The following is a 22,861-nucleotide window of genomic DNA, read 5'->3' as shown; positions in this document are numbered from 1 at the left end:
CGGACAGATGGCACTTCTTTGCCATTGCATCCTTAACCTATTTTAAACCGCATGTACATGGGGTTTGTATAAAAGTTTTTGGTCTTGCTTTTTACAAAAAGCAAGTGGGGAGTTGGGGCAACGCCCCAAGGTCTACCCTCAACCCTTTAGTACCTGTTTATTTTTTATAATATAATCTCCACCGGAAAGAATGGTGAAAAATACTGCAAGTCCAATTAAAATATCTTCTACCACAGAAATGCCCACAAAGGGTAAATCCAAAAGAACTACAATAATCATAATCATCTGCACCGTAGTCTTTACTTTTCCCCACCAGCTTGCCGCCATTACAATATTCGCCTCCATGGCAAGGGTACGAAAACCTGTGATCGCAAACTCACGGGCTAAAATAATAATAACCACCCAGCTTGCTAAATCTCCTAACTGAACCATAGAAACCAAAGCAGCCATAACCAAAAGCTTATCTGCCAAAGGATCCATAAATTTTCCGAAATTACTTACTAAATTCCATTTTCTCGCAAGATGTCCGTCCAAAAAATCTGTTAGAGAGGCAATCATAAATATTGCAACAGAGATATATCGATTTATGGGCGAAGGCGCCAAAAACAGTACCAATAGGAATACCGGTATTAAAATTACCCGTAACATTGTCAGTTTATTCGGCAGGTTCATCTGCATAAATTACATCTCCCATCAAATCATAATCTCCGGCTTCTCGAATTCTTGCCGTTACAAAATCCCCGGAGTAAATTTCTTCTTCGGCGTTTAGAAACACCAATCCATCAATATCAGGTGCATCCCTGCGGGTACGGCCGCAATAAATGTTTTCTCCCGGAAGCTTGCCTTCCACCAAAACCTGTACCACCTTCCCAACTTCTTTTTCACAAAGGGAGGCAGCAATATTTTTTTGAATGTCCATAATGGTATCCCGTCTGATTTCCTTAAGCTGGTCATCAACCTGGTTCTCCATGTTTGCCGCAGGCGTACCGTCTTCTCTGGAATAAGAAAATACGCCCAAACGATCAAAGCGCATTTCCTCAACAAACTGAACCAAATCCTGGAACTCCTCCTCCGTTTCACCTGGAAAGCCCACAATTAGCGTCGTCCGAATGGCAATATCGGGCATCGCCCTACGCAATGCCGTCACTTTTTCTTTGATTAAAGCTTGATTGCTCTTTCTTCCCATACGCTTCAATACAGCATCGTTTCCATGCTGAATAGGCATATCAATGTAATGACATATTTTCTCATTTTTCAACATTACATCAATGGTTTCCTGAGTTAGGGTTTCCGGATAACAGTAAAGCAAACGAATCCATTCTATCCCATCTACTTTTGATAATTTCTCCAGCAAAACATGGAGCTTTGGTTCCCCATATAAATCTCGGCCATAAATAGAAGTATCTTGAGCTACAATCACAAGTTCCTTTACCCCGTTTTGTGCCAACACTTCTGCCTCCTCCACGAGGCTTTCCATGGTACGGCTGCGGTGCTTTCCTCTAAGCTTGGGAATTACACAATAAGTGCAGTGGTTATCACAGCCTTCGGAAATTTTTAAATACGCAAAATAAGGGGCAGTGGAAAGAACCCGTAATTTTCCATTGGCATTTTCCATAGGGCGGTTAATATCTTCCAAATATTTCTCACCCATTTTACCCGCCAAAATATCCGCTGCCACCTCTGCCACAGATTCATATGCCGCAGTACCAATGATTGCATCCACCTCAGGCAACTCCTGAAAAAATTCCTTCTCATAGCGCTGTCCCAAACAGCCAGCCACGATTAAGCCTTTACACTTGCCTGTCTTTTTATATTCCGCCATCTCCAAAATGGTTTCAATACTTTCCTCTAAGGCATCCTTAATAAAACAACAAGTATTTACAACAATAATGTCTGCCTGTGCTTCATCAGCAATGGCTTGAAAGCCATTTTGTGCCAATATGCCCAGCATAACCTCGCTGTCTACTCTATTTTTGTCACACCCTAAAGAAGTGAATGCTACGGTTCCTTTCATGTTTACCTCCCCAAATTTACTTCAAGTTGTTCTGCATTTTTGCAGCAACCAGACAATTTTTGATAAGCATTGCTATGGTCATCGGTCCTACGCCCCCCGGCACAGGTGTGATTGCCCCCGCAATTTCTTTTACATGTTCAAAGTCTACATCGCCACAAAGTTTGCCTGCCTCGTTGCGGTTCATGCCTACGTCAATCACTACCGCACCCGCCTTAACCATATCAGCCGTAACGGTATTTACCTTTCCCGTTGCACTGACGATAATGTCTGCCCCCCGGCAAACTTCCGCCAAATTTCGGGTCTTTGAATGGCAAATGGTCACCGTTCCGTTCTCCTGCATCAACAGCATAGCCACAGGCTTTCCTACAATATTACTTCTTCCAATGATTACACAATTTTGCCCTTGGATGGTATGCCCACTGCGCTTGATCAGCTCAATAATTCCCGCAGGCGTACATGGTAAAAAGCCCTTCCCCCCTGTATGCAACAACCCCACATTCATAGGGTGAAAGCAATCCACATCCTTTTTGGCATCAATGGCAAGGATTACTTTTTCCTCATTGATCTGCTTCGGCAGAGGCATCTGCACCAAAATTCCATGAACGGCTTCATCGGCATTCAACTGTGCAACAAGACGGAGCAGTTCTTCTTCTGTTGTTCCCCCATCTAATTCATAGGATACAGAGCGAATGCCCACAACCTCGCATGCCTTCTTTTTATTATTTACATAAACTTGAGAGGCAGAATCGTTTCCCACCAAAACAACGGCAAGACAAGGAATCACTCCTGCCTCTTTTATCTTCGCCGCCTCTACTGCCGCCTCTTGTTTAATCTGTGCCGAAATCAACTTACCATCAATCAATTGTGCTGTCATGTCCTCACTACTCCTTAGAATAATCCTACGATGTTGCCATCGTCATCAATATCAATATCTAAAGCTGCAGGTTTTTTCGGCAACCCCGGCATTGTCATAATATCGCCAAGCATTGCAACAATAAAGCCTGCACCTGCAGAAATACGTAATTCCTTTACCGTTACTTCAAAACCTTGTGGACGCCCCAAAACCTTGGGATCATCTGAAAGGGAATACTGTGTTTTTGCAATGCACACAGGGAAATGTCCAAAGCCCAGCTTTTCAATCTGTGCTAAGGTCTTTCTTGCCGCACCTGAAAAGTTTACAGCACCTGCACCATAAATTTCCTTACATACACAGTTTATTTTTTCCTCTATGGTCAATTCATCCCCATATAAGGTATGGAAATGATTTTCCTTCGTCTCCAAAGTTTCCAAAACCTTTTCAGCCAAAGCACGACCGCCTTCGCCACCTTCTGCCCAAACTTTTGCAATGGCAAAGGTTGCACCCAAGGCCTCACAACGCTCTTTCACAAAGGCAACTTCCGCTTCGGTATCCGCAACAAAATGGTTCAATGTTACCACAACAGGAACGCCGTATTTCTGTATATTCTCAATATGTTTTTCCAAATTTGCAAAGCCCTTTTTCAAAGCTTCCACATTTTCATTGCTCAAATCAACCTTGGCAATACCACCATTATATTTCATTGCGCGGATTGTTGCAACCAAAACAACGGCATCCGGCTGAATCCCCGCCTTACGGCACTTGATATCAAAAAACTTTTCCGCACCTAAATCCGCACCGAAGCCGGCTTCTGTCACCACATAGTCCGCAATTTTCATCGCAACTTTTGTGGCACGAACGCTATTGCAGCCATGGGCAATATTTGCAAAAGGGCCTCCATGAATAATCGCCGCGGTATGCTCCAAAGTTTGCACCAAATTAGGCTGAAGTGCATCTTTCAATAAAACAGTCATTGCACCATCTGCACCGATTTGCTTTGCTGTAACAGGCTCATCATTGTAAGTATAACCAATAATAATCTGCCCTAACATTTCTTTTAAATGTTTTAAATCATTGGCCAAGCAAAAAATTGCCATAATTTCAGATGCAACGGTAATCTGGAAGCCATCCTCACGGGGGGTGCCGTTTACCTTACCGCCCAAACCGGAAATGACGTTACGAAGCTGTCTGTCATTCAAGTCAACGGTTCTTTTCCAAGTGATTTTTCTGGGGTCAATATTTAATTCATTCCCCTGTTGAATATGGTTATCCACCATAGATGCCAAAAGGTTATTTGCCGTTGTAATGGCATGAAGATCCCCTGTAAAATGCAGGTTAATATCCTCCATGGGTACAACCTGCGCATAACCGCCCCCCGCAGCACCGCCTTTGATCCCCATACAAGGACCAAGAGAAGGCTCCCTCAAGCAGGTAATGGCATTTTTTCCAAGTTTCTGTAATGCCTGTGTCAAGCCAATGGTCACCGTGGTTTTCCCCTCACCTGCAGGGGTAGGGTTTACGGCCGTCACCAGAATCAACTTCCCATCGGGGTTGTTCTTAATCTGATTATAGTACTTATCGCTGATTTTTGCCTTGTACTTCCCATAGCATTCCACAAATTCTTCGGGAATCCCTGCTTTTGCGGCAATTGCCGTAATCGGTTCCATGGTACACTCCTGTGCAATCTGTAAATCCGTTTTCATGTGATAAACAAACTCCTTTCCGTTGTTTAACCGGTTTCCATACGTCTTGAACCGCAAATAAAAAAGCCGACAGTCCAAGCGTCATCGCCCAGACGGTCGGCATTTATTCTAGTCATACTCCATGTGGTTAACTCCACTTCCGTCAGTCATATGACCTCTAGGAAAATGGTACTATATGCCGAAATTTTTGTCAACAGACAATTATCCTTTCACTCCGCCGGAATATGAATTTATCACCTTTTTAACAAATCTTCTTACATAATCCTTATGATAGATTCGATAAAAAAGCACTATATTTTACCCAATCCCCAAGCGGCTCATGTTGGAAATCCGCTAAATCTCTTCTTCCACAGGCTCTTTCATGGCTTCCCACTGGGCATGCGTAATAAGTACCTTCCTTGGTTTACTGCCCTCCTCAGAACCCACCAGTCCTTTACGTTCCAATTCATCCATAAGCCTTGCAGCACGGTTATAGCCAATACGAAATTGCCGTTGCAACATAGAAACCGATGCTTTTTCCTTCTCAATAATTAAGTCTACCGCTTGTTCAAAATATTCATCACTGTCTTCATCAGAATCCATGCCAGATTTACTAACCTTGGTAATTTGATCTATGGTTTCTTGGGTATAACCGGGTCGTCCACTCTTTTTCAAGAAAGAAACAATATCTTCCACCTCTTTATCCGTAACAAAAGCCCCTTGCAAACGGGAAGGCTTGCTTTGTCCCGCAGGATAGAAGAGCATATCCCCTTTACCCAAAAGTTTTTCTGCCCCTACCATATCTAAAATCGTTCTGGAATCAATCCCCGAAGATACAGCAAAGGCCAAACGAGATGGAATATTCGCTTTAATGACACCTGTAATAACGTCTACAGAAGGTCTTTGGGTTGCAATAATCAAATGCATCCCCGCCGCACGGGCCATCTGAGCCAAACGACAAATGGAGTCTTCCACCTCTCCGGGAGCCGCCATCATTAAATCCGCCAACTCGTCAATCACAATTACAATTTGGGGCATCTTCCCTTTTTCGTCCCCCTCCTTGTCCTTCATAGCGTTAAAGCCCTTCATATCTCTAACTCCACAGGCAGCGAAATCGTTATATCTTTCCAGCATTTCCCGAACTGCCCAGTTCAGTGCTGCCGAAGCCTTTTTCGGATCGGTAACTACGGGAATAAGCAAATGGGGAATGCCGTTATAAACACTTAATTCCACCACCTTAGGGTCAACCAATAATAGCTTTACTTCTTTTGGATCCGCTTTATATAAAATACTAGTAATCAAAGTATTAATACAAACACTCTTGCCACTGCCTGTTGCCCCTGCAATCAACAAATGGGGCATCTTGGCAATATCCGTAACCACAGGGTTCCCCGCAATATCCTCACCCAAAGCAAATGCCAGCTTGGAAGCATGTTTTTGAAATGTGTCACTATCCAGTACAGTTCTAAGAAACACCGATTGGGTTTCTTTGTTGGGCACTTCAATACCTACTGCCGCCTTTCCGGGAATAGGTGCTTCAATTCGGATCCCACTTGCCGCCAAATTCAAGGCAATGTCATCTGCCAAATTTACGATTTTGCTCACCTTCACCCCTTGGCTGGGCGATAATTCATAACGGGTAACCGTTGGCCCTTTGTTTATTTGAATCACTTTTGCATCTACACCGAAACTTTTTAATGTAGACTCTAACTTTCTTGCATTGGCCAACATCTCTGCTTTTGAGTCGCCCCCACCGGTTTTGGGATCTTTTCCCAAAAGATCAACGGGAGGAAATACATAAGGTATCTCTTCCTCCGCAGGTGCAGCAGGAATTTCTGCCTCTTTTGCATCTTTCCCATCTGCCGAAGATTTATTCTGCAATCCTTCTTCATCTGCATCAGTTGATTCCTTTGTAGGGGCTTCCTCCTCTAACACGCCGATAGGAATTTCCTCTGTTTCAGGCTGAGACTCGTCCTCTGTATGGCTTGTTTCTTCCTCTATTGAAATTTCCTCTGACACTTCCTTGAAAATTTCTTCGATCATCTGATCCCCGTCATCCATATCCCCTTTGGCATCTACGATTACAGGAATTTCCTCTTCTTCGTTAGGCCGCTCTTCATGATCTGCTTCCACTTCAAAATCTGTCTCCAACTGTTCCATAGAAGTTAATTCTTGTTCTTCCCCCTCCTCAAAAGTAAAGTTATAAAGAGGGGTGGCTTTCTTGAACTCTGTCGGTTCTTTTTTTCGAAAGACAGTTTCTTCTATCTCAGGGGCCTCGACCGGACTCCCTTCCTCATCATTCAACTCAATATTATAACTGTTTTGTTTGTTTTTTCGCTTGCGGCGTCGCTCCATTTTTTCTGCTTCCGCCAACTCTTTCAGCCGAATCTGTTCCGCCTTACTTTTTATTTTTTCATACTTCACCTTTTGCTTTGCCTTACGGTGGTCAAAGTAATCACCAACGGCTTGAAAAAAGGATTTTCCCGTTGTCATAATCAAAGAAATCAGCAATAAAACAAGTAATACCAGCGTACTCCCAAGGGTATCTAGGGCACTATGTAATATACTTCCAAAAATGCCGCCAAACAACCCGCCGTTGGTGATAGAACCTTCCCCGTAGTATAACGCCACTTTCTGGAAAAACTTCATATTTGCCGTGACATCAATGGGATTAATTAGTTGTACCCCTGCGGAAACGCAAAGAAGAAACAATAGTCCGCCAATCCCACGAACCACAGGCATTTTCCGTTCTTCACTTGCCAGCAACCATCCACAGTAAACAATGATGAACAAAGGCAACAATGCACCTGCAAAGCCAAACAGGCCTTTAAACAAGCTGTTAAACATATGCCCAATCACGCCCATTTTTTCCGTGATAAGGCTAATTTCAGCCACTAATGAAATCAGCATTATAATAATCAGAATTATTTCGTCCAAGATACTGTCTCCAAAACGGCTGCTATTTGCCGATATTTTCGTTGTTCCCTTGTGCGAGCTTAATTCCGAATTCCCTTTTCCCGTCCCACTTTTTGAATTTGTATTTTTTTTCACGGCAGTAGATTTAGCGGTCCCACTTTTTGCACCGCTTTTTGCTGTTGTCTTTTTCTGTTCTGCCAAGCTTCTCACCCCATCTATCTCTTGCATCAAAAAAACTAAACATTCGTTTGCTTAATAAAAAATTATACCATAAATATACAACTTACGCATCACTTTTTCATAGATGCATTTCTTGTTGCTATATTGCATGGTTTATGGACAATACTGTATAATAAAGATGATTTAATTTACAAAAGGAAAAAGGAGGAATATAAGATGAAATACAGCGGAGAAAAACTTCAGCTAAGAGCAATTGAAACAGTGGCTTCTCTTATGATTGCAGCGGCAAAAACCGCTCCTAAAGGTTGCGGCAAAGACAGCATGGAAGCCTTGATTATTGATGGAACAGATAAAGATGCCCTTGCGGCAGAAATGAGAAAAATCGGTGAGGAAACCCGCCAGCCTTTTTATTTAAGAGATGCAGAAAATGTAGATTTATCTGCTTGTGTCGTTCTTTTTGGTGCGCAGGAAACCTACCGAGGCCTGCCTTACTGCAATTACTGCGGTGCAGGAGATTGCTTCGGTGCAAATAAAAGCGGTACACATTGCGCCTTTGCCGTGGGTGATTTGGGCATTGCCATGGGCTCTGCCGTTTCCGTGGCAGCAGCACATCATATCGATAATCGAATCATGTTTTCCGCAGGAAAAGCGGCGTTATCCCTAGGCCTTTTCTCCGAAAAAGTATTCCTGGGTTACGGCATTCCCCTTTCTGTATCTGAGAAGAGCCCTTATTTTGATCGTCCGGCAACAGCCTCCGCATCATCTGTGGCCGCACCTGGCTGTAATGCGAAATAATTAATACTATTCACAAAGTTATACCTCATAAAAGCCCGATTACTTGCAGTAAAATCCACTTTGCAATTCGGGCTTTTATTTATTTAAAATTTATATAACAAATCGTCGATTTTCATATTCTTTGCTTCAAAAATCATTTTGAAGTTTCCACTTTAAGGGTCTTTTCCTATTCAATTCCTACAGGGCACATATATATCATCTCAATAAAATCCCATACCTCATCTTTAATCTGATACTTTTCAATGCGTTCCTCATTCTGTATAAACCCCAAAGACTCATAACATTTTCTTGCAAAAATATTTTCCTCAAATACGCCCAAGGTAATTTGCTGTGCTCCCAAAACCTGCTGTGCATACCTTATTGCAACAGATACCAGTTCTTTTCCAATCCCCTGCCCCCTCCGCGCATGAGCTATCAGCACAAAGCCTAAGCGAACAGTTTTCCTTTCCTCGTCTGCAAAACGCAAGGTGATATGTCCCACAACCTCATCCTCGATCTCAGCGGTCATAGCCCAAAAAGTAACGTCTTTGGGGAGATTATTGTAATATGCATTTATCTTTTCCTCTGTAAGGGGATATTCACCCAATAAACCTGCGCACCATTGATAATATACGATCTCATCCTGCACCCATGCTACTACATATTTTGCATCAAACTCTTCATATCTTCTCAGTTTCATGCCCCATCCCCTCCTTCTGTTCGGTATCTTTTTTGGAATAGAAAGACAAACCCAATACAGTGCCTAAAATCAAAATAAACCCTACCAATTCAAGGGGATGAAATGCAGACCCCAGAAATAGAAATGACACAACAACGGCAGTAACCGGTTCTATGCTTCCCAAAAGACTGCCTAAAAAAGGCCCCACCATACTAACTCCTTTTAAATACAGCGAAAAAGCCAAAGCTGTCCCGATCACCACAACGCCCACAACAGCCAAAATTGTTTCTCTGTCCCATAGAATTTCGTATTCCCAAGGATGAACAAACGGCAACATCACAACACCAGCCAAGAGCATTCCAAATCCAACAACAACGTATACACCGTACTTATTCATCAAATCTCCGGAAAGCAGGTTATAAAGTGCCGCTCCGATGGCAGAACTTAGCCCGAAAAACAGCGCAGTTCCCGTTAATGACATATTATGAATATCACCATGGGTGCTAATGAAGAAGGTACCTAAAAGAGCAGAGAATATGGCACCAATCTCCACTTTGTCAGGGTGTCTTATTTCCCTTACACAAACAACCCCCAATACAACCAAGGGATTTAAAGACTGTAGCACTGTCGCTGTTCCGGCATTAGAATGCTGTATTGCCGCAAAATATGTATATTGACACATAAGCATACCCAACATAGAAAAAACAAAGAACAGCTTGCGATCCGCCTTATTTTTAAAAATTTCCCACATCTTTCGCCCTTTTAAAGAAAATCCCATTAAAATCAGTAAAATTCCCGCTAAAATAAGACGTATTGTAACCAGCCACTCCGCCGTAATTCCTTTTTCTACAAATAAATACTGTCCAAAGCACCCTGAAATTCCCCAGCAAATCCCACCACTGAGGGTAATAACAACTCCTGCCTTCTTCTTCCCATCCATGATATCCCCCCACTGTCAAGTTAATTTCTAGTATAGTGGGTATCCCTTTTCTATGCAATATAAAAAACATCCTTTTGTCGAAACAAAAGGATGTTAAAACTTATGAGAAAATAAGGGTATATTGACCATACCCGTTTTTCATTATTTTACGTCATAGCCCTTTGAAACAAGTAATTCAATCAATGCTTCGCTATGTTCTTTATTTCTTGTTTCCACCGTCACATCAACTAAACATTTTCCTACGGCGATGTTACGCACCATACGATCATGGTTAATATTAAAGATATTAGCACCCGCCTCCGCAATTACTTGAAGCAACTGAGTAAGTTGACCGGGTTTATCCATCATTGTTACAGCAAATTTTGTTAAACGTCCGTTTACCTGTAATCCTTTATCAATGATACGATCTAAAAAGTTAATATCCACATTTCCGCCTGAAATAACACAAACTGTCTTTTTACCCTTAATGTCCACTTTATTGTGCATTGCAGCTGCAACAGAAACTGCGCCTGCTCCTTCTGCTACCATTTTGTGTTTTTCCAACAACAATAAGATGGCTGATGCAATTTCTTCCTCTGATACCGTTACAATCCCATCTACATACTTCTGGCACATTTCAAATGTTTTATCTCCAGGCTGTTTTACAGCAATACCATCAGCAACTGTACTTACACTTGGCAGTGTTTCAACTTTACCATGAAGAATGGAATTATACATGGAAGGTGCACCTTCTGCCTGAACACCATAAACTTTGCAATTAGGTTTTAATGACTTAATTGCGCAAGCAATACCACTGATTAATCCGCCGCCGCCAATGGGTACCAAAACAACTTCAGCATCCTCCAAGCGTTCTAAAATTTCCAGACCAACGGTTCCTTGTCCTGCCATAACATATTCATCATTGAAAGGATGTAAAAATGTATATCCTTTTTCATCTCTGAGTTCAGCCGCTTTTGCCGCCGCATCATCATAAACTCCCGGCACTAATACAACCTCAGCACCATAGCTTTTTGTAGCCTCAACCTTAGCCAACGGTGCTCCAGCAGGCATACAAATAACAGAAGGAATTCCTTTTTTCTGAGCAGCCAGTGCAACGCCTTGAGCATGGTTTCCTGCGGAACAAGCCACAACGCCATGTTTTGCTTCTTCATCTGTTAAATTCGCCGTTTTATAGTAAGCGCCTCTTAACTTAAATGAACCGGTAACCTGCATATTTTCACACTTAATATACACATCCCCATCAGGATTGATCACTTTGGACTGAAATAATGGTGTTTCAGTTGCCACTCCCTTTAAAACCTCTTTTGCATTTTGAATCATTTCTAAAGATAACATTATCCATTCACTCCTATGTCTTTTTTTGACGTACAAATGTTTATTTTTGTCTCCGTCTCGTATACACATTATTATAAGATTGCATTTTTGTAACGTCAACTTATTTCCAAACATTTTTTCTTTATTTTGCATTTTTGTGATAATTGCTATTCATTCCACACTTCATGTACATTCTTCCACTCAAAACAAACCATTTCCTTTCTTCTATGACGTTATGCATAAAAACACTTGATATTTATTCCACAAATTCCAATAAAAAAAACCCCTATGATATTCTCATAGAGGGTAAAATCTCATTAAATTCAAAAATATTCGTTTCTCAAACTAAGATGCATGAACCTTTCTAGCATGCTTACGTCTACGCATACGCTGTAAAGGCTCCCTGTTTTCGTTATAAATATACGTTGGTTCTTCTTGACCTTCAACAACCCCTCGGGTAATGATGCACTTTTCAACCGTTGTTTCCGCAGGGATTTCATACATAATTGGATTAATGAATTCCTCCATGATGGCCCGTAATCCCCTGGCCCCAATTTCTCTTTCCATTGCCTTTTGTGCAATGGCGACCAGTGCCTCCTGCTCAAACTCCAAAATAACATCATCCAAAGCAAATAAATACTCATATTGCTTTGTTAACGCATTCTTTGGTTCAGTCAAAATATGAATAAATGCATCCTCATCTAAATTGTCTAAAGTTACCACTACCGGCAAACGTCCTATAAATTCCGGAATAAGGCCATATTTCAACAAATCCTGAGGCATCAAAGAGCGAAGAAGCTCGTCTTCTTTCTTATCCACCTTACTATGCACCTCAGCCCCAAAACCAATTACTTTATGCCCCATGCGGTTCTCAATAATTTTATCAATTCCGCCGAAAGCACCGCCGCAAATAAACAAAATATTGGTTGTATCTATTTGGATAAACTCCTGATGGGGATGTTTTCTCCCCCCCTGAGGTGGAACACTTGCCGTTGTGCTTTCCAAAATTTTCAGTAATGCCTGCTGTACGCCCTCACCACTTACATCCCTCGTAATTGATACATTTTCAGATTTTTTTGTAATCTTATCAATTTCATCAATATAAATGATGCCTCTTTCCGCACGTTCAATATCGTAGTCCGCTGCTTGAATCAGCTTTAAAAGGATATTTTCCACATCCTCGCCCACATAACCTGCTTCTGTTAAAGAGGTAGCATCTGCGATAGCAAAAGGAACATTTAATACTTTAGCTAAGGTCTGGGCCAGCAAAGTTTTACCTGTACCCGTAGGCCCCACCAAAAGAATATTACTTTTTTGCAGTTCAACATCTTCAGCCTTAACATCCATAAATACACGCTTATAGTGATTATAAACGGCTACGGCCAAAGCCTGCTTTGCCTTCTCTTGACCAACAACATATTGATCCAAAGTATCTTTTATTTCTTTTGGCTTAGGAACATTAAAATTATCTTCCTTATTTGCTAAAACATCATATTCTTCATCAATAATTTCGGCACAAAGATCAATACATTCGTCACAAATATATACATTCGGCCCGGCAATCAGTTTTTTCACCTGATCCTGAGTTTTCCCGCAGAAGGAACAACGTAATTTGTTCGTATCTTCTGTTTTTCCTGCCATATTTAGCTTCTCTCCTTTGTCTGAGGTTTTGTGATTACATCATCAATAAGACCATAAGCCTTTGCTTCCTCAGCCGTCATAAAATTATCTCTTTCCGTATCTCTTTCGATTTCGTCAACAGTTTTGCCTGTGTTTCCTGATAAAATCTGATTTAATCTCTTTTTTGACCGTAAAATATTTTCAGCATGAATAAAAATATCCGTTGCCTGACCTCTTGCCCCGCCACTAGGCTGGTGAATCATAATCTCCGCATTCGGCAATGCGTATCTCTTTCCCTTTGCTCCACCCGACAATAAAAAAGCTCCCATACTGGCTGCCATACCGATACAAATTGTAGATACATCCGGCTTGATATACTGCATAGTATCGTAAATTGCAAGACCTGCGGTTACAACACCGCCAGGGCTGTTGATATAAAGACTAATATCTTTGTCCGGGTCCTCCGCCGCTAAAAATAACAGCTGTGCCACAACAAGGCTTGCCGTCGCATCATTTACTTCTTCACCCAGAAATATAATTCTGTCCTTTAACAGTCTGGAATAAATATCATAAGAACGCTCTCCACGGTTTGATTGTTCTACTACCATAGGCACTAAACTCATATGAACTCCCTCCATTCCCATTTATTTTTTTATTACATTGAAATACCATAACTCTATAAGCTAAATTAGGCACAGTAGTCCTGTGCCTAATCGGATGGTCTTATTCAGCCTTAGGATCAGTTAAAATGGCTGTATCTTCAATCAGCTGCATTGCCGCTCTGACAAGCATATCTTTTTCCAGCGCTTCTTTATCTTCTCCGGTAATCATTTCCAGCATAGTTTTACCGTCAATACCATAGCTTTCACCATACTTGCAAATTTCTGCTTCCAGTTCTTCCTGAGAAACTGCCAAGCCTTCTTCTTTTGCAATTGCTTCCAGCATCAGTCTAGCATTTACGCTCTTTTCGCTGGTTTCCTTGAAGTTTTCTTTCATTTCTTCAGGAGTAGTGCCCATATACTGGCAATAAATATCCAAAGATAAGCCCTGACGAACGATATTGTCTTCAAAATCCTTCATCATACTGTTAATCTTGTTATCATACATAACCTGAGGTACTTCCATTTCACAGTTCGCAACAGCAGCATCCAAAAGCTTATCGCCCTGAACCTGTTTTGCCTTTTCTGTTTTCTCCTTTGCAAGCTTTTCCAGAATGCTTGCTTTATATTCATCCAAAGTGGAAAATTCAGAAACATCTTCTGCAAAAGCATCATCCAATTCAGGCATCTCTTTCTTTGTAATCCCCTTAATTTCAATTGCGAAAACTGCATCTTTTCCGGCTAATTCTTCGGAATGATACTCTTCGGGGAATTTAACATTAATATCAAATTTTTCGCCTAAAGAATGGCCTACAACTTGTTCTTCAAAGCCGGGAATGAACATACCGCTGCCCAATTCCAAATCATGCTCATCAGACTTGCCGCCTTCAAAAGGAACACCATCTACAGAGCCTTCATAGCTCATTTTTACAACATCGCCCGTTTCTGCAGGTCTGTCAGTAACTTCTACATTTCTTGCATTTTTTGTCTGAACCTTTTTCAATTCAGCCAATACTTCTTCTTCCGCTACTTCGGATACAACCTTTTCAGTGGAAAGGCCCTTGTACTGACCTAATTTCACTTCAGGTTTAATCGTAACATCTACAACAAACTTTGCACCTTTGTCGGTACCAATGTATTCTACATCCAAAGTAGGTGCAGAAACTACATCCAAATCCAACTCCTTAACAGCCGCCATATATTCGTCGGGGAAAATATGGTTTACCGCATCTTCATAGAAGAAGCCTTCACCATACTGTGCCTCGATTAATTTTCTGGGTACTTTGCCCTTTCTAAAACCGGGGATAGAAATCTGATTTTTATGCTTGTTATAAGCAAAAGCCATACCTTTTTCCAATACTTCTGCGCTTACTTCAAAAGAAAACTTTACTTCTGTTTTTTCCTTGTTCAACAATGTTGCATTCATGTTCGAAGTTCCTCCTTAAAATTTGTTTCTTAGACAACCAATCTTTTTATCATCAACAAGCCGTTGTCAAATTCAGTTTAAAAAACTGCACAATCAAGGCTTATTATAGCACACGGTATTTTGAAAATCTACAGTTAAATATAAAAAAAACCACCGTTTCAGCCAAAAATCATCCCTAAAATACTTCAATTTCCACCGAAATCATTTCCGCTTCTGTGATTTGCTCCATATAGTTCAAAATATGCTGTATCACGCTGTCGGCCTGTCGTTTTTCGTTGGTTACACAGGCAAAACCGATCACGATGGTTTTATGCACATCCTGGCAATCCACTTCCGCAACAGAAACATTAAATTTGTGCTTGGTTTTTTCCACAAGGCTCTTGACAACCATACGCTTTTCCTTTAGGGATGTTACCCAATCTGCATAAAACGTTACTTCGCAACTGCCGATAATCATAGAACTTCCCTCCCTTATGTATCAAAAATAGAGAAGCGTGAAATGTAAAAAATTATTTTCAATTAGATTACTCCTACTTTGAAAAAGGAGTCGCAATTAACATTTAAGGTTTTTTCATCTCATCTCTAATCAAAAAGAGTAAGCTGGATTGGTTGCATTTTTCCATAAACCTCTCTGTCCAATCTACTTTTGTAGTCGGCAGAAACCTGATATTTCTGGCGAATCCTCCATATTTTTTCGTATATGGGCTTTTTATAGTCTTTTAGCCCGCCATTTCCATAGAGATTTTGATATTCAGCCCATAAATGAGGATACTCTTCTTTCAGAAAATGATAAAAAACTTTTTTAGTCTCTCCCCTTAAATATAAAAACCCGGTCAATAAATAATCCACGCCCGCTTCCTTTGCCTGCGAAAAAACAGCATTTAAATTTTCTTCTCCATCCGTAAGATAAGGAAGCAAGGGCATCATATGCACTGCTGTTGAGGCTTTGGTTTTCCCAAATTCCTTTAGCATCAAAAATCGACGCTTTGGGCTTACTGCTCCGGGTTCCAATTTTTTTTGCAAAACTTCATCTGCTGTTGTAATGGTTGAGGCAATATTTACATACGTTTTTCGGGAAAGCTCGTCGATTAGATCAAAATCTCGCAAAATGAAATCGGATTTCGTGGAAATAATAATAGGGTTATTATACCGAATCATTAAACGCAATATTCCAGGCATTTGTTTCTCAATTGCTTCTGCCCCCTGATAACTGTCTGTAACACCACCCAAATTGATTACACTTTTATCCCATTTGGGGCTTCTCAATTGTTTCTCCAAAGCTTCTGCAATATTTGTTTTCACAAAAATGGCGTCGGAAAACTCTCCCTCTTCCTGCAAATACTTATGAGAATAACGGGCATAGCAATATTTACAATCATGGGTACATCCTCTGTAAACATTCAAATCCCAGTGGTAAGGAAATTTTCCTTTTACAAAATTACAAGCCGTATTACAACGAATGGGGATACAAGCCTTCATATTATTTTCTCCCTGACAGTTCCGCTCGTTTCATTTTTATCTTCATATATGCACCCTCGATATCTGTTTCTTCCAAAACAGAAGCCTCGAAAGGACACATTCCATCTTTGGCACGATTGATAATATAGGGAACCATTGTTTTGTATTCAAAGGGGATATGATTATTCTTCAAAACCTCTGCTGCATGCTTGCTGATTACTTCTGCATATAAATGGGTTATCTTCCCTTTCACAAGTAAAAATGCTGCTGCTTTTCCAATGACCCGATCTGCCACACCGGCACTTTCTAAAAATTCGGGTTCTACTGTTAAAAGCTCCATAATCGGGGCAATCCCCTTTTCCATTGACGTTCGCAGCTCTCCCTTGGCAGAAACCGCTGCAAAGGTTATTTTCTCACCTGATAATGAGGCTTTTGCCTGCTCAATTTGATCCAAATTCTTTCCACCTCATTCTCATTTTTTCCCATTAAAATCTGCCCAGACACGGGGCATATCTTGGGAAATTTTTATCTTTTGGGGACATTTCTTTTCGCATTCGCCACACTGGATACAATGTTCTGCCCTACTCTTTTTCCCAATCCTCGCCCATTCAAAACGAACAGGATCAAAATTTTGATACATATGATAGGTATTCCATACTTTAAAGTTATCGGGTATATTTACCCCTTGAGGACAAGGCATACAATAACCGCATCCCGTACAACCGTTTTGCACTCTTGCTTGTAAAATATCTCGTACTTCTTCAATCACGCTACTTTCCCTCTCGTTTAACGGTATGAAGGGAGAGAATGTTTTTATGTTATCCTTTACATGTTCCATGGAACTCATTCCGCTTAAAATTACTTTTACGTTAGGCAATCCTGCAACATAACGCAAGGCATAGGAAGCAATCGTGGCCTGTTCATCTAATGCAGTGAACTTTGCATTCATCTCTTCTGAGAAATTCGCCAAGGCTCCGCCCCTGACCGGTTCCATAATAACCATGGGAACGCCTAAACTTTCCGCAAGATGATATCCCTTTAAACCGGCTTGTATTTCCGTATCCATATAATTCAACTGGATTTGGCAAAAGTCCCATTTTCGATATTGAATAATTTCCTGAAACACCTCATATTCATCGTGGAAAGAAAACCCAATATATCGAATTTTCCCTTCCTCTCGTAGTTCCTCCAAAATAGATAAAATATCATTCTCTAAAACAATATCCCACTTTTTGCGATCTAGCGTATGCAATAAATAAAAATCAATATAATCTGTACGCAGGCGGTGCAGTTGCTCTTCTACCACCTTTTTTGTTTCCTGTCTGTCTTTTAAAATCCAAACGGGTAGTTTTGTTGCCAGAAAATAAGAAGAACGGTCATATTTCTCCAATGCTTTTCCTACAAAAGATTCGCTTTCCCCATCATGATAAAAATAAGCTGTATCAATATAGTGCACCCCATTGGCCAAAGCGTAGTCTATCATTTTTTGAGATTGCTCTTCATCAATCTTCCCATCCTCCGTTACGGGAAAGCGCATACAACCAAATCCCAATAACGAAGTTTCCACTCCTAGGTTTTCAAACTGCCTTTTTTCCATAATAACACTCCTTTTATCATTACACAAACGGTTTATATTATTGAAAACAAAAATTCAATAAACAGTTCTTTTTCTAACAAAAACCCTTTTTCTTCACAAAAAAACCTGAATTTTATGTATTTTTTAAGTAACAAAAAAATCGGTCTTGAATTCTCAAAACCGATCTAAACAGCGCGAGACGAGATTCGAACTCGCGACCCTCGCCTTGGCAAGGCGATGCTCTACCACTGAGCCACTCGCGCATAATTAATTGCAGTAAAAATGATACCTTATTTTGACAGGTTTGTCAAGCAATTATTTTTATTACCAATCCATAATATTTTTAGCTCCTTTTCCTTCCTTATATATGTTTATGTTTTTTTCTAATGATTTCTTTCCCTGAAACATTACAAAAATCAAACTGGTTATGACTACCTAAATTATACTATTATTTGCGGTACGAAAGTTTTTTCACTATATTCTGATACTCCAATGGCTTGACTGACTAGATCTTGTGAGCTTTATGGCACAAAAATAACAGAATGCAAGAAGTCTAAAAAATTGCCATTCGTTTCCGCTTTTCTTTCGTAATTTACTATGTTAATATGTTTGTGTAACAAATTTGTAACAATTACATAACATTTTGGAAATATTTAATTATGTTTAATTTTCACTTTAAAGGAGGAACTACCCTATGAAAAAACTTCAATTATTCTCAGCTGTTTCCGTTGCAGTGGTTTCCATGTCTGTTCAGGCCATTGCCATGCCCCTTGACACAAATGCATACATCACCCGCGCAAATTGTTTAAGCAATGCAGCATTAAAAAACTGCGCCTTAAACAGTTGCCAAGACATCGAGAGCATCAAAGATCTATGCTTAAACTCCGTTGACGTTAAAGCCATATTAAATAACTTAAACTGCTCTGACAAGAACATTTCCGTTGTAATTCCAAACTTTAACTGCGATTTAAATGTTGGCTCAGGAGATACAAGCTGTGTTAACGAGAATAGCGACTGCACCGGTGCTGATTGCGTAGATAACAGTGTTGCAACAAATGACAGCACTAATGAAACAACCACTAACGAAACAACCACTAATGAAACAACTACTAACGAAACAACTACTAACGAAACAACTACTAACGAAACAACTACTAATGAAACAACTACTAATGAAACAACTACTAATGAAACAACTACTAATGAAACAACTACTAATGAAACAACTACTAACGGCAACACTGTAGATACATCTTCATCTGTTTCTGCATATGCACAACAAGTTGTGGATCTTGTAAATGCAGAAAGAGCAAAAGCAGGTTTAAGCCCATTGCAGCTGGATTTAAGTGTTACAAAAGCCGCTCAAGTTAGAGCAAAAGAAATTCAGTCCAGCTTTTCTCATACAAGACCTGATGGTAGAAGCTGCTTTACCGCCCTTGATGAAGCAGGTGTATCTTATAGAGGCGCCGGCGAAAACATCGCCCTTGGACAAAGGACACCCGAACAGGTTATGAACGATTGGATGAATTCCGATGGCCATAGAAGAAACATTATGAATCCTAACTTTAAGTATATCGGCGTTGGCGTTGACGGCAACGCTTGGACACAGCTCTTTACTTATTAATAATTAGGTAGAAAAATTGAAAAAGGTGTACCCTTGGGTACACCTTTTTCACGATAAAAACTGTACTCAATTGATTTCCTGAATCGTCATTGCTCCCGTTTCATCATCACAAGTATAAACAAAGGAAAAGGCATCCCCCTCTTTTAAAGAATGTAACTTTTCCGACACCGCAGCATCATAAAACTGAAAGGCTTCAATTGTACCGTCTTCTAAAGTTACCTCAACAGTATGATTATCAGACAAACCATTGTAAAAGGCGGAAGCATTTTTCAGTGGAGTAGTCAATCCCTCTACAGGCGTCACACTTGACACACTATAAAAATATCTGGGATCTTCAATGCCATCGGCAAATACGTTCTTTTGCATGGTTACTGTCCATTCCCCTAAAGTCTCTTTCTCCCCCACGTCATTAAGAAGCTTTGCGGTAACGGTATAGCTATCCTCCCCAGCTTTATAATCAGATAAAACGGTATCAGAAAGGCCGGCATCTCCCGGGCTTAATAAATAAGCATCCAAATCTTCATCGTAGCTAATGGAATTGGAGACATCTCCAGGTAATGGTAACAGGTCATCATAGTTTGCAAAAAGGGCAATGGCATACTCTTGAACTACCTTTTTGGGCACTTTTATTTGCCCTTCTTCTGTCGTTGTCACAAGGGGATTTTGGGTACCGTAATTCCCTAAGAAGTAGTACAAGGCACTCCAGAAAAATTCCGGATTTGTGGGGTCATAAGTTTTATCGTTTTCCAGCATACAACGAACCAAAGAATCAATGGGTTCCTTCATAGTGGCCATATCCTGAAGCTGCCCCCCTTCCATCTGGGCTTGCTGGGGCTCAGCATCCTTTTCTTTTCCGCTGCACCCCGCCGTTCCCAAAAGCAATAAAGCAGAAATCAAATATACTATGTACTTTTTCATATTAAGTCCTCCTTGGGCTAGTATCAAAATCATTTTAATAATAGTATATTCCTATTTTGTAAATGAAAGATAACAAAAGTCTTTCATCTTTATAAATTTTTCTGCAAATCTTTTATTAACACTCATAGAATATCATAAAGAGAAACTCTTTACCCTTTTTAAAAAAAATGTTATACTATCCAAACGATATTGTCTAATCATGTCTAAAGAAATCGACAAGTCAATTCGTGGCTTCCTATCAGTCAATTTATATAGAAAGGACGGTTTATTTTCATTGAAGCGCCAGAACCGCAGATAGGGCGGTTGACGAGGTAGAAGTGATCGAATTTTTCGGCGGATGCTTCTCGCCCATTCGTTCAGGGACGCAGGTCTTTCTACAAATAGGAGAAGAAAATTCTCCCGACAAAGGGAAAGACAACGGACGAATAAAATAGTGAAGGAGAACTTTAATTATGTGTGGAATTGTTGGATATATCGGTAACGAGGAGGCTGTGCCCGTTTTGCTTAACGGACTGGCTAAATTGGAATACCGTGGCTATGATTCAGCAGGAATTTCCGTTTATCATGATGGAATTTGCACAATCAAAGCAAAAGGAAGATTGGCCGTGTTGTCGGATAAAATTGTTGGAGAAGGTACGGTTTCCTCCCATGTGGGGATTGGACATACAAGATGGGCGACCCATGGTGCACCCAGTGACCGTAACAGTCATCCCCATAATAGCCAAAGCGGTAAAATTTCAGTGGTTCATAACGGAATTATTGAAAATTATATGGAACTGAAAGCTTTCTTAGAGGAAAACGGTTACCATTTTGTATCCGAAACCGATACGGAAGTCGTTGCACAATTGTTTGATTTTTATTATGATGGTGATCCCATTGGTACGTTGCAAAAAGTAATCAAAAAAATCCGTGGAGCATATGCCCTAGCTATTATGTGCAACGATCACCCTGACAGCCTGGTTGCTGTACGTAAGGACAGCCCTCTTTTAGTTGGCTTAAGCCATGACGGAAATTATGTTGCCTCAGACATTCCGGCTTTGTTGGAATATACAAGAGACTATTACCTGCTGAATGAAAATGAAATCGTACTCCTAACAAAAGAAGGGGTTACCCTCTACGATTTGGATGGAAATCAAATCCAAAAGGATATCTTCCATGTTACTTGGGACATCGATGCGGCAGAAAAAGGCGGCTATGATTATTTCATGATGAAAGAAATTATGGAACAGCCCCAAGCATTAAGAAAAACCGTATTCCCAAGATTAACTGAAAAAGGCATCAATTTAGAGGCACTTTCCCTAACAGAGGAAGAAATAAAGAATTTTAACCGTATTCACATTGTTGCTTGCGGCAGTGCTTGGCATGCGGGAATTGTGGGTCGATATGTGCTGGAGGAAGTATGCCGAGTTCCAGTAGAGGTGGATATTGCCTCTGAATTTCGTTACCGCAACCCTATTTTGAATAAAAACGACCTATGCATCATTATTAGCCAGTCAGGTGAAACAGCGGACACTCTGGCAGCCTTAAGAGAAGCGAAAAAACAAGGTGTGAAAGTGCTTTCCATTGTTAATGTGGTAGGCAGCTCTATTGCAAGAGAAAGCGACGATGTCCTCTACACATGGGCAGGGCCGGAAATTGCAGTTGCAACCACAAAAGGCTATACAACTCAGCTTTCCATGCTGTATTTGGTGGCACTCTATTTTGCTAAAGTTCGGGGGACCATTGGAGAAGAACGTTTACAGCAATGTTTAGAAGAACTGCGCTTGCTGCCTGAAAAAACCAGCGAAGTTTTAAAGCTGGATGCTGGAATGAAGGAGCTTGCCAAAAAATATGCGCAAAGCCAAGATGTATTTATTATTGGCCGTGGATTGGACTACGCCGCTGCCATGGAATCCTCTTTGAAGCTGAAAGAAATCTCTTATATTCATAGCGAAGCCTATGCAGCAGGAGAATTGAAACATGGTACCATCTCTTTGATTGAGGAAGGAACCTTAGTAATCGCCATTGCAACCCAGGAAAAGCTGTTTGAAAAGCTGGTAAGCAATGTAAAAGAAGTAAAAGCAAGAGGTGCAAACGTGATTGCCATTGCAATTGAAGACAGTCATGCCATGGAAGATGTTGCCGATGAGGTAATTTATTTGCCTAAATCAGCAGATATTTTCACAAGCTCTTACAACGTTTTGCCCATGCAGCTTTTTGCATATTACACAGCAGTGGAAAGAGGCTGTGATGTAGATAAGCCCAGAAACTTAGCAAAATCAGTTACAGTAGAATAATTTAATCCC

The 22,861-nt window shown here is 40.6% G+C and carries 19 protein-coding genes, 1 tRNA gene and 1 riboswitch; of the genes, 3 read left to right on the top strand and 17 right to left on the bottom strand.

Going from position 1 to position 22,861, the window contains the following annotated elements:
- Positions 1-138: 138 nt before the first annotated feature.
- The 5 genes from pgsA to P9Q65_RS02980 form a co-directional block, all read right to left on the bottom strand.
- Positions 139-672, bottom strand: coding sequence for a CDP-diacylglycerol--glycerol-3-phosphate 3-phosphatidyltransferase (gene pgsA, locus P9Q65_RS03000; RefSeq protein ID WP_304507765.1), 534 nt, complete (start codon positions 670-672; stop codon positions 139-141).
- A complete protein-coding gene (rimO, locus tag P9Q65_RS02995; RefSeq protein WP_304507702.1) occupies positions 656-2,014 on the bottom strand; it encodes a 30S ribosomal protein S12 methylthiotransferase RimO in 1,359 nt (452 codons plus the stop codon). The genes pgsA and rimO overlap by 17 nt, the downstream gene beginning before the upstream one ends.
- A gap of 16 nt (positions 2,015-2,030) precedes the next feature.
- Positions 2,031-2,888 carry a bifunctional 5,10-methylenetetrahydrofolate dehydrogenase/5,10-methenyltetrahydrofolate cyclohydrolase gene (locus P9Q65_RS02990; protein WP_304507701.1) on the bottom strand — a complete coding sequence of 286 codons (858 nt, stop codon included), beginning with the start codon at positions 2,886-2,888 and terminating at the stop codon, positions 2,031-2,033.
- A gap of 14 nt (positions 2,889-2,902) precedes the next feature.
- Positions 2,903-4,573 (bottom strand): formate--tetrahydrofolate ligase, encoded by a 1,671-nt coding sequence (locus P9Q65_RS02985; RefSeq protein ID WP_304507700.1) that lies wholly within the window; start codon positions 4,571-4,573, stop codon positions 2,903-2,905.
- A gap of 79 nt (positions 4,574-4,652) precedes the next feature.
- Positions 4,653-4,733, bottom strand: a riboswitch (ZMP/ZTP riboswitch).
- Between the two features lie 173 nt (positions 4,734-4,906).
- The gene (locus P9Q65_RS02980) at positions 4,907-7,669 is read right to left on the bottom strand and encodes a DNA translocase FtsK (RefSeq protein ID WP_304507699.1); all 2,763 of its coding nucleotides are present in this window, start codon (positions 7,667-7,669) and stop codon (positions 4,907-4,909) included.
- A 195-nt stretch (positions 7,670-7,864) separates the two neighbouring features.
- Between P9Q65_RS02980 and P9Q65_RS02975 the strand changes: the two genes are divergently transcribed.
- Positions 7,865-8,443 carry a ferredoxin domain-containing protein gene (locus P9Q65_RS02975; protein WP_304507697.1) on the top strand — a complete coding sequence of 193 codons (579 nt, stop codon included), beginning with the start codon at positions 7,865-7,867 and terminating at the stop codon, positions 8,441-8,443.
- Between the two features lie 166 nt (positions 8,444-8,609).
- Here P9Q65_RS02975 and P9Q65_RS02970 read toward each other — a convergent pair whose 3' ends face one another.
- The 11 genes from P9Q65_RS02970 to P9Q65_RS02920 form a co-directional block, all read right to left on the bottom strand.
- On the bottom strand, positions 8,610-9,122 hold the full coding sequence (locus tag P9Q65_RS02970; RefSeq protein WP_304507696.1) for a GNAT family N-acetyltransferase: 513 nt from the start codon (positions 9,120-9,122) through the stop codon (positions 8,610-8,612).
- Positions 9,103-10,041: an EamA family transporter gene (locus tag P9Q65_RS02965; RefSeq protein WP_304507694.1), complete on the bottom strand. Its 939-nt coding sequence runs from the start codon at positions 10,039-10,041 to the stop codon at positions 9,103-9,105. Before P9Q65_RS02965 ends, P9Q65_RS02970 begins: the two co-directional genes overlap by 20 nt.
- A gap of 141 nt (positions 10,042-10,182) precedes the next feature.
- Positions 10,183-11,376 (bottom strand): threonine ammonia-lyase, encoded by a 1,194-nt coding sequence (gene ilvA / locus P9Q65_RS02960; protein ID WP_304507693.1) that lies wholly within the window; start codon positions 11,374-11,376, stop codon positions 10,183-10,185.
- A gap of 324 nt (positions 11,377-11,700) precedes the next feature.
- Complete coding sequence (gene clpX, locus P9Q65_RS02955) at positions 11,701-12,996, bottom strand: ATP-dependent Clp protease ATP-binding subunit ClpX (protein WP_304507692.1); 1,296 nt, start codon at positions 12,994-12,996, stop codon at positions 11,701-11,703.
- A gap of 2 nt (positions 12,997-12,998) precedes the next feature.
- Positions 12,999-13,598, bottom strand: a complete 600-nt coding sequence (clpP, locus tag P9Q65_RS02950; protein WP_304507690.1) for an ATP-dependent Clp endopeptidase proteolytic subunit ClpP — start codon at positions 13,596-13,598, stop codon at positions 12,999-13,001.
- Positions 13,599-13,698: 100 nt separating this feature from the next.
- A complete protein-coding gene (tig, locus tag P9Q65_RS02945; RefSeq protein ID WP_304507689.1) occupies positions 13,699-15,000 on the bottom strand; it encodes a trigger factor in 1,302 nt (433 codons plus the stop codon).
- Between the two features lie 175 nt (positions 15,001-15,175).
- Entirely contained in the window at positions 15,176-15,457 is a 282-nt protein-coding gene (locus P9Q65_RS02940; RefSeq protein ID WP_304507687.1) for a DUF503 domain-containing protein, read from the bottom strand.
- A gap of 125 nt (positions 15,458-15,582) precedes the next feature.
- Positions 15,583-16,479, bottom strand: a complete 897-nt coding sequence (locus tag P9Q65_RS02935; RefSeq protein ID WP_304507686.1) for an SPL family radical SAM protein — start codon at positions 16,477-16,479, stop codon at positions 15,583-15,585.
- Position 16,480: 1 nt separating this feature from the next.
- Positions 16,481-16,912 (bottom strand): DUF1893 domain-containing protein, encoded by a 432-nt coding sequence (locus tag P9Q65_RS02930; protein WP_304507683.1) that lies wholly within the window; start codon positions 16,910-16,912, stop codon positions 16,481-16,483.
- Positions 16,913-16,930: 18 nt separating this feature from the next.
- Positions 16,931-18,055 (bottom strand): aldo/keto reductase, encoded by a 1,125-nt coding sequence (locus tag P9Q65_RS02925; RefSeq protein ID WP_304507681.1) that lies wholly within the window; start codon positions 18,053-18,055, stop codon positions 16,931-16,933.
- Positions 18,056-18,225: 170 nt separating this feature from the next.
- Positions 18,226-18,297: transfer RNA gene (locus P9Q65_RS02920), tRNA-Gly, on the bottom strand.
- 431 nt (positions 18,298-18,728) lie between these two features.
- On the opposite strand from P9Q65_RS02920, the gene P9Q65_RS02915 reads away from it, so the two are divergent.
- Positions 18,729-19,658 (top strand): CAP domain-containing protein, encoded by a 930-nt coding sequence (locus tag P9Q65_RS02915; RefSeq protein WP_304507680.1) that lies wholly within the window; start codon positions 18,729-18,731, stop codon positions 19,656-19,658.
- Between the two features lie 66 nt (positions 19,659-19,724).
- Here the strand turns inward: P9Q65_RS02915 and P9Q65_RS02910 are convergent, their stop codons facing one another.
- Positions 19,725-20,576, bottom strand: coding sequence for a hypothetical protein (locus tag P9Q65_RS02910; protein WP_304507678.1), 852 nt, complete (start codon positions 20,574-20,576; stop codon positions 19,725-19,727).
- Between the two features lie 452 nt (positions 20,577-21,028).
- On the opposite strand from P9Q65_RS02910, the gene glmS reads away from it, so the two are divergent.
- Positions 21,029-22,852 (top strand): glutamine--fructose-6-phosphate transaminase (isomerizing), encoded by a 1,824-nt coding sequence (gene glmS / locus P9Q65_RS02905; protein WP_304507677.1) that lies wholly within the window; start codon positions 21,029-21,031, stop codon positions 22,850-22,852.
- Positions 22,853-22,861: the final 9 nt, after the last annotated feature.

Origin of the sequence: Anaerotignum sp. (assembly GCF_030625865.1) — a bacterium.
Lineage (GTDB): Bacteria > Bacillota > Clostridia > Lachnospirales > Anaerotignaceae > Chakrabartyella.
Note: the sequence above shows the minus strand (reverse complement) of the source record. Positions and strands in the feature narration are given on the sequence as shown.

Coding starts and splice junctions, on each gene's coding strand:
- P9Q65_RS02965 (WP_304507694.1), bottom strand. CDS start 10,041: ATGGATGGGAAGAAGAAGGCAGGAGTTGTTATTACCCTCAGTGGTGGG.
- P9Q65_RS02975 (WP_304507697.1), top strand. CDS start 7,865: ATGAAATACAGCGGAGAAAAACTTCAGCTAAGAGCAATTGAAACAGTG.
- ilvA (WP_304507693.1), bottom strand. CDS start 11,376: ATGTTATCTTTAGAAATGATTCAAAATGCAAAAGAGGTTTTAAAGGGA.
- P9Q65_RS02990 (WP_304507701.1), bottom strand. CDS start 2,888: ATGACAGCACAATTGATTGATGGTAAGTTGATTTCGGCACAGATTAAA.
- P9Q65_RS02915 (WP_304507680.1), top strand. CDS start 18,729: ATGAAAAAACTTCAATTATTCTCAGCTGTTTCCGTTGCAGTGGTTTCC.
- P9Q65_RS02985 (WP_304507700.1), bottom strand. CDS start 4,573: ATGAAAACGGATTTACAGATTGCACAGGAGTGTACCATGGAACCGATT.
- glmS (WP_304507677.1), top strand. CDS start 21,029: ATGTGTGGAATTGTTGGATATATCGGTAACGAGGAGGCTGTGCCCGTT.
- pgsA (WP_304507765.1), bottom strand. CDS start 672: ATGAACCTGCCGAATAAACTGACAATGTTACGGGTAATTTTAATACCG.
- P9Q65_RS02935 (WP_304507686.1), bottom strand. CDS start 16,479: ATGAAGGCTTGTATCCCCATTCGTTGTAATACGGCTTGTAATTTTGTA.
- clpP (WP_304507690.1), bottom strand. CDS start 13,598: ATGAGTTTAGTGCCTATGGTAGTAGAACAATCAAACCGTGGAGAGCGT.
- clpX (WP_304507692.1), bottom strand. CDS start 12,996: ATGGCAGGAAAAACAGAAGATACGAACAAATTACGTTGTTCCTTCTGC.
- P9Q65_RS02910 (WP_304507678.1), bottom strand. CDS start 20,576: ATGAAAAAGTACATAGTATATTTGATTTCTGCTTTATTGCTTTTGGGA.
- P9Q65_RS02940 (WP_304507687.1), bottom strand. CDS start 15,457: ATGATTATCGGCAGTTGCGAAGTAACGTTTTATGCAGATTGGGTAACA.
- P9Q65_RS02925 (WP_304507681.1), bottom strand. CDS start 18,055: ATGGAAAAAAGGCAGTTTGAAAACCTAGGAGTGGAAACTTCGTTATTG.
- rimO (WP_304507702.1), bottom strand. CDS start 2,014: ATGAAAGGAACCGTAGCATTCACTTCTTTAGGGTGTGACAAAAATAGA.
- tig (WP_304507689.1), bottom strand. CDS start 15,000: ATGAATGCAACATTGTTGAACAAGGAAAAAACAGAAGTAAAGTTTTCT.
- P9Q65_RS02970 (WP_304507696.1), bottom strand. CDS start 9,122: ATGAAACTGAGAAGATATGAAGAGTTTGATGCAAAATATGTAGTAGCA.